Annotated in this window: 6 protein-coding genes and 1 tRNA gene; 3 read left to right on the forward strand and 4 right to left on the reverse strand. The window is 41.8% G+C overall.

Going from position 1 to position 6,935, the window contains the following annotated elements; genetic code table 11:
- Positions 1-62 precede the first annotated feature (62 nt).
- Positions 63-135, reverse strand: a tRNA-Lys gene (locus tag ACMN7X_RS07740).
- 193 nt (positions 136-328) lie between these two features.
- On the opposite strand from ACMN7X_RS07740, the gene ACMN7X_RS07745 reads away from it, so the two are divergent.
- Together ACMN7X_RS07745 and ACMN7X_RS07750 are read left to right on the forward strand one after the other, a co-directional pair.
- Positions 329-1,156, forward strand: coding sequence for a mechanosensitive ion channel family protein (locus tag ACMN7X_RS07745; RefSeq protein ID WP_418746888.1), 828 nt, complete (start codon positions 329-331; stop codon positions 1,154-1,156).
- Complete coding sequence (locus tag ACMN7X_RS07750) at positions 1,149-2,444, forward strand: AI-2E family transporter (RefSeq protein WP_418746889.1); 1,296 nt, start codon at positions 1,149-1,151, stop codon at positions 2,442-2,444. Before ACMN7X_RS07745 ends, ACMN7X_RS07750 begins: the two co-directional genes overlap by 8 nt.
- A 94-nt stretch (positions 2,445-2,538) precedes the next feature.
- Here the strand turns inward: ACMN7X_RS07750 and ACMN7X_RS07755 are convergent, their stop codons facing one another.
- Entirely contained in the window at positions 2,539-3,882 is a 1,344-nt protein-coding gene (locus ACMN7X_RS07755) for a D-alanyl-D-alanine carboxypeptidase family protein (protein WP_418746890.1), read from the reverse strand.
- Positions 3,883-3,992: 110 nt separating this feature from the next.
- On the opposite strand from ACMN7X_RS07755, the gene trmB reads away from it, so the two are divergent.
- A complete protein-coding gene (gene trmB, locus ACMN7X_RS07760) occupies positions 3,993-4,628 on the forward strand; it encodes a tRNA (guanosine(46)-N7)-methyltransferase TrmB (protein WP_418746891.1) in 636 nt (211 codons plus the stop codon).
- 251 nt (positions 4,629-4,879) lie between these two features.
- Here the strand turns inward: trmB and ACMN7X_RS07765 are convergent, their stop codons facing one another.
- Positions 4,880-5,776: a diacylglycerol/lipid kinase family protein gene (locus tag ACMN7X_RS07765; protein WP_418746892.1), complete on the reverse strand. Its 897-nt coding sequence runs from the start codon at positions 5,774-5,776 to the stop codon at positions 4,880-4,882.
- Positions 5,766-6,731 (reverse strand): exonuclease domain-containing protein, encoded by a 966-nt coding sequence (locus tag ACMN7X_RS07770; protein ID WP_418746893.1) that lies wholly within the window; start codon positions 6,729-6,731, stop codon positions 5,766-5,768. The genes ACMN7X_RS07765 and ACMN7X_RS07770 overlap by 11 nt, the downstream gene beginning before the upstream one ends.
- Positions 6,732-6,935: the final 204 nt, after the last annotated feature.

The raw sequence follows: 6,935 nt of genomic DNA on the forward strand, positions 1-6,935 counted from the left end.
TTCAGGGCAAGAAAAAAGCACCGTCCCCACAGCTCTTATGTCTGCAAAAACAGTGCTTTGTATGCGCCTTCAGGGGCTCGAACCCTGGACACCCTGATTAAGAGTCAGGTGCTCTACCAGCTGAGCTAAAAGCGCATATTTTTCAGTGCAAATAGAATTATATACTCGTTTATAAAATTATGCAAGTACTTTTTACAATTTCAACAGAATTTTTTTTGAAATATTTAAGATTTAATTGTATCCCCTGTCGTTATTTTGTACTATAATAAAAATAGCTGTTAAATTAATAATAGAAAGGAAAATCCGGTTTGGCCGGATAACCCCTCGTATGAATACAGATGCAATTTCTCAAATTTTAAAATTATCCATAGGTTCTCTTACCGTAGAGAAGGTTTTTTACATTTTGCTCCTGACACTTTTATGCTATATTGTGAGCAAAATTATTCTGAAAATCGTAAAAAGAATCATTCAGCGGTTCTCTTTAGACCGTTCCATTCAGGTATTCCTGACTGGCGGCCTGAAAGTCCTGCTTATTTTTATTTCCATTATTATAATTACGGAGTATCTGGGTATACCAACCACCTCTCTCGTGGCACTGCTGAGCATCGTCAGCCTGGCAATTTCTCTGTCTATCCAGGGACTTTTATCCAATGTCGCCGGAGGAATGACCATTCTTTTTACGCGGCCTTTCAGTATCGGCGATTATATTGAACTGGACAGCCTGTCCGGAAAGGTAACTCAAACCGGATTAATATACACCCAGCTTTTGACACCGGAAAACAAAACCGTTTTCCTGCCAAACAGTCAGGTTTCCGAAGGACGAATCATTAATTATACGTCCCAAACCCAACGGCGGATTGAAATTTTTGTCGGCGCTTCCTACAATGCACCTGTGGAAGAGGTTAAAGAAGCGCTCCACGAAGCCATTCGTTCTTTCCCCGATTTAATCCAGGAGCCGCTGCCGGCGGTTCACGTGCGGGATTATCAGGACAGTTCGATTCAATATGTTATTCACGCCTGGGTACCCACAGAGTTGTATTGGGACGCTTATTATACATTAATGGAAGAAATTAAAAAATCTTTTGACCGGCATCATATTGCCATGGATTACCCGCATATGAATATTCACATGATAGGAGACGAGAATAATGGATGAACCCAAAAAACAACCAAAACGCCAAAGACGTTTTCAGTCAAATAATACTTATTTTACCATCAGTATATACGCAATCGCCACTTTTGCCGTCTGTCTTCTGATCTTTCGATTTACGAATAACTGGCAGAATACAAAAAGTCAGATCGGAAGTATACTGTCCGTTTTTTCACCTTTTTTGATCGCATTTTTAATTGCTTATTTTATCAATCCAATGGTGAAACATATCGACAATTTTCTTTTTAAAAAAACACTGAAGCATAAATTTGAACGGGGGCACCTTCTGCTTTCCATGATTCTGGCTTATGTTATTGCCATCGGTGCGATCATCCTTGTATTTATTTTTATTGTGCCTCAAATCATAAACAGTATCAGTCAGCTTGTGCGTATCTCTCCGTCCCTTTATGAAAATGCGCTGGATATGCTGTACTCCCTGGATGAATATTTTCCAACTCTGGATTTATCCTTTATCTACGAAGCTGCCGAAGATGTTATGCCGGATTTGTTTAACTTTTTCCGCTCTTTTATGTCGGACACTGTTCTTCCTTTTTTATACAGTGCCGGACTTTCGATCATCAGCTGGTTTATTAATATCATACTGGCCTTCGTTATTTCCTGCTATTTGCTCTTTGGCAAGCAACGGCTGATCAAGTCTTTAAAACGGGTGGCCTATGCTGTCTTTCCGGAAGATATTTGCATCACCCTGTTTACTACTTTAAAAGACTGCAACCAGATTTTCAGCCAGTACATCATCGGAAAAACCCTGGATTCCACAATTATCGGTTTTCTCTGCCTCTTCTGCATGACCGTTTTAAAACTGCCTTATGCATTGATCATCAGTCTGATTGTCGGAATTACTAATATGATCCCTTATTTCGGGCCGTTTATCGGGGCTATCCCGGGTATACTGATTTTATTGATCATCAGCCCGAAATCCGCATTGATTTTTGCCGTCCTCATTCTGGCGATCCAGCAGCTTGACGGCTCCGTCATCGGTCCAAAAATTCTCGGAAAATCCACCGGCCTTCAGCCGATTTCCATTATTTTTGCGATTACCGTGGGCGGCGCTCTGGCCGGACCCCTCGGAATGTTTCTCGGTGTTCCGATTGTCGCAGTACTGACTTATCTCATCAGTAAGCTGATTAATTTCCTGCTCAAGAAAAAACATATTGAGCCGGATTTGAGCAACACCAAAGAATACCAGGCTAATCCGATTCCTGTGGATGAACAATTTGTCGATGAATTCAGGGACTTGAATCTCGAAGATGATGACTTTCCGCCGGAAGTTTAACCCTCTGCAAAGTTTCATAAAAAATGGACGCCTCGGAAATCAATTTCCGAAGTGTCCATTTTTCTATCTCTCGATTTTTCTATCTTCCGTTTACCTACTTCTCAAATTCTTTCTGCTTTTCCTCCAGCATTTTAATAAGACGGACATTTGACATTTTTGCCTCCATGGAAAACGTATCCTTCGATGTCAGCCCCTGCAAAACCACGTATACCGGAACACTTCCCATATACTGCTCCCCATCATAGTATTCCAGACAACCGCATTTCCTCGTGTGGAAATCATAGGGCGCCGCTCCCATCTCCAAAAATTCCGATGGAACAAATTTTTCTGTCCAGTCAGCCAGAGAACCGTTGATTCTCACATCAACCAGCGCTTCAGAATTCAGAAAGTAATTTACCTCTTTAAAAGGATGATTAAAATTCCACAACCTATCCATTTCCGCACTGGCGGCTTTCAGGCGCAGCGGCAGATCCGTCAGATCTGTCACCGCTGTTTTTGTGTATGTATTAAAACAATAATCCAATGCCTGAATCGTATCCGTATAATGGTGCCAGTTTTCAGCCTTCATTGTCACACAGACAAGCCGCAAACCATTTCTCTCCGCATAAGTAACCAGTGTACTCTGCGCTTCCGAAGTAAATCCGGTCTTACCTCCCCGGCATCCTTCATAGGTATATTCCGAATCCATATACATTTTATGCTGCTGGATCATTTCAATCGGTTCTTCTTTTTTATTCGTCTTTTCAATAACATAGGTCGGCTCCTGGATCAGAGAACGGAACTTCTCGTTCGTATAGGCCAAACGGGCAATCCTCGCCATGTCATAGGCTGTTGTATAATGATCATCATCATGAAGACCGTTTGGATTGGTAAAATGAGTATTGGTACATCCCACCGATGCCGCCGTCTGATTCATCAAATCAACAAAGGCTGCGAGTGAGCCGGAAACGGCCTCCGCCAGCCCGCAGGCTACCTCATTGGCCGAAACCATCATAAGTCCGTGCAGCGCCTGATCCACAGAAAGGATCTCGCCCTCTTCCATTCCTATATTCATATCCATCCAGATGTCAATGCCGTCCAAAGCTTCCTTTGTGAAAACAATTTCCCCGTTTAAATCCAGATAGGTACATGCCAGATAACCCGTCAGAATTTTTGTTATGCTGGCCGGATACAATCTCCGATCCTTATTTTTACTGTAAAGAACGGCCCCCGTATCCATATCAAGAACAACAACGCCTTCAGAATACAAAACTATATCCTCAGTGGAAACTTCATCATCCGGTTTGATTTCCGGCGGCGCTTCCGTTTCCGTCTCAGATTCTGATTCCATAATTTCCGCCGATTCCGTCTCCTGATACACATCTTCCTCCGCATAAACCGAAAGTATTGGCCCAAGACATAAAATCCAGGCCATAAGCAGCGTTAATAATCGTTTCATCAAATTCTCCTTTACCCAAACAATTATTTTTACCTATTTCGATAGTAAACGAAAGTAGAAAAAAAGTCAATTTTATGATATATTCTTACGAAGAAGGAGTTGATACGTACATGCGTTTGAGAAATGTGAAAGGTTCCCGCGAAACAATTGCCGCGAATCCTCTCGTTATTCAGAATATCACCGAAAAAAAGGGACAGTGGAACAAAGTTTTTGGAAACAATAATCCCCTCTATATAGAAATTGGCATGGGAAAAGGACAGTTTATTCTCGAAATGGCCCGGAGAAATCCGGACAGAAATTTTATCGGAATTGAAAAATATTCCAGCGTTCTTGTTCGTGCTCTGGAAAAATGCGAAACCTTCGAAGGTGACAACCTTCGTTTTATTCGCATGGATGCCGAAGAGATCACGGAAGTTTTTGCCGCAAATGAAGTTGACGGTATTTATCTGAACTTTTCCGACCCCTGGCCGAAGGACCGTCACGCTAAACGGCGTCTGACTTACCGCGATTTCTGGAATCGTTACCATCAGATTCTGGCTCCGACGGGAAAAGTTGTCTTTAAAACAGATAACCGTCCTCTGTTTGATTTTTCTCTGGAAGAATCCGCGGCCGCCGGATGGACGCTGGACAATGTAACCTATGATCTGCACCACAGTCCTTACGCAGAAGGCAACGTTATGACCGAATATGAAGCCAAATTTTCTGCCCTTGGAAATCCGATCCATCGCCTGATAGCCCATTATTAAAAACACACTCAAAACAAATCGTGAATATATTAATTAATAATTCCTTTAAGGCGGATTATTATGAAAAATCAAAAAAGTTTAAACAGAAAGCTTTCTGTTCTTTGCTATGATCATAAAACCTTGGACCAATGTTGTATTCAATGTCATAAATCATGGAAAGAGGTCTGCCATTTTATCTCAAACATCGGGCGAAAAAAAGACTGCTAATATATAAATCCCATATCATAAAAAGTGCCGCTGTATGCGGCACTTTAAGGTACAATCAATTTTATCGCTTTTGGGATCAACGAAAGTTCTACCGGAAGCTTTCCGAAAACCTGCCCGTCATAATCAACCACAATATCCGCGTTGTCTGCGGATTCAATACGAATTCTCTCCGTTCGAAAATGACGCACCTTCGGATGCTTTACCATCTTTTTTGTCAGCGCCTGGATCCCCAATCCCGGCACCTGCCCCAAATCCATCTTTTTCACGATCATAACATCAAATGTCCCATCATCCGGATTTTTTTCAGGCAATCCCCGATACATTCCAAATCCGACACAGGTATTTAATACCATAAAACTGATAACTTCTCTTTCTCCCCGAAACTGAACCGAATCCAAACGTATCTTTATGGTTTCCATTCCCTTTTTCGAAAAATCCAGAGCGCCCTCCATATAATAAGCCAATTTCCCAAGCACGGCCTTCGACTCCTGGGAAACCTTATCGCCCACATTGGCTCCAAATCCTCCGCTGACCCGGTTGATAAAATAGCGGTCATTAATCTTCCCGACATCGATGCAGCGTGTTTTAAATTCCATGATCATCTTACAGAAGGCCTCCGGCGTCTGAGGCGGCTTGACATACTGGGCAAAATCATTGGCTGTTCCCACGGAAATAACCGCCAGAGGCGTTTCGCTGCCGCCTTCCATCAATCCGTTGACAACATCATTCAGAGTTCCATCGCCGCCGACAGATACAACAAAATCATACTCACCCTTTTTTATCTTCCTTGCTTCCTCAAGCGCATCTCCCTGCTGTTTTGTATAAACCACATCCACCTGATTTAACACCTGATTTAACACAAGGCAGCCTACCACACTCTCGATACTCTTTAAAAAATTCTGTTTCCCGGATGAAGGATTTATAATAAACTTAGCCTTCATGGTCTTCCTCCCTGTGTCGTTTTTCCTGGCGCTTCTGGCGGACCTCTTCTTTCATGGCTACAATCCTTTGCGCACCTTCTTCATCAATCTGGCGCAGCGTTTTTACTACATATACTTTATCTTCATCCGTCTTCTTTAAACGGATTTTCCCCCGTATATAACCATGTTCCGCACATTCCGCCAGACAATAATAACACCTGCTTTTTCCTGAAAACCAGCGAATACGTTTAAGCGCCGGTCGGCCGCATTTATAACACCGGGTCGTACGCACTTCCCTATCCGCCATCGCAGCTTCCTTACTGGCAAATTCCTTCGATATATACTTAAAATAAGTCTCATAAACAAGTTTAAGTTCCTCTTTGCGCGTTTTGGGATTCTGATAATAATCTACTGTATACCATTTTTCTATTTCCTGCTTATCCATCAAAGCAAAAATTTCCGCCGTATATTCTGCATCATTAATTGCCCGGTGAAAACTTCCTCTCCGGCCGATCTTTAAAAAATCCACCGCATATTCCAATGAAGCCGCGCTGTTTTCATTATCATAAAGTATGCGAAACAGCTTTTGTACATTATAATATCTGATTGGACCGATCAGCAAATCTTCCAGATGATAAAATTTCATATTCCGCTGAAGCTCCAGCAAATCCAGATTGCCCCACGTGCAAAACATAAAATCATCTCCGCACCAGCACATAAAATCTACCAGTGCTTTCGGAAAAATTCGCCCCCGATTCAGATCCTTTTCTGTAATTCCCGTCAGATTTCTTGTCACATGGTGCATTTTCCTATAAACCTTTGGTTTTATAACTTCCTCAAACCGGTCTATTTCCTCTCCCTCTTCATTCAGCTTTACCGCTCCGATTTCAATAATTTCAAAAGGAAGATATTTATTTGAAGCATTTTTACCATATGGAGATTGATTCCATTCAAAATCCACGACAACATATTCCATAATCCACTGTCTCACTCTCTACGATACATTCTTTCTTATTATATCATATGTCGTTTATAACTGCGAGGATTTCTTTGAGAATGAAAAAAGGGGCTGTAAAAAAAGTCCTTAATTAAGAAACGCCAGTTCCGGTAAATGCCGGATCTGGCGTTTCTTTGTATATTACATCAAATATTCTGATAAATGTTACTTGTTTTGGTGAAA

Source organism: Frisingicoccus sp. (genome assembly GCF_048388605.1).
Lineage (GTDB): Bacteria > Bacillota > Clostridia > Lachnospirales > Lachnospiraceae > Frisingicoccus.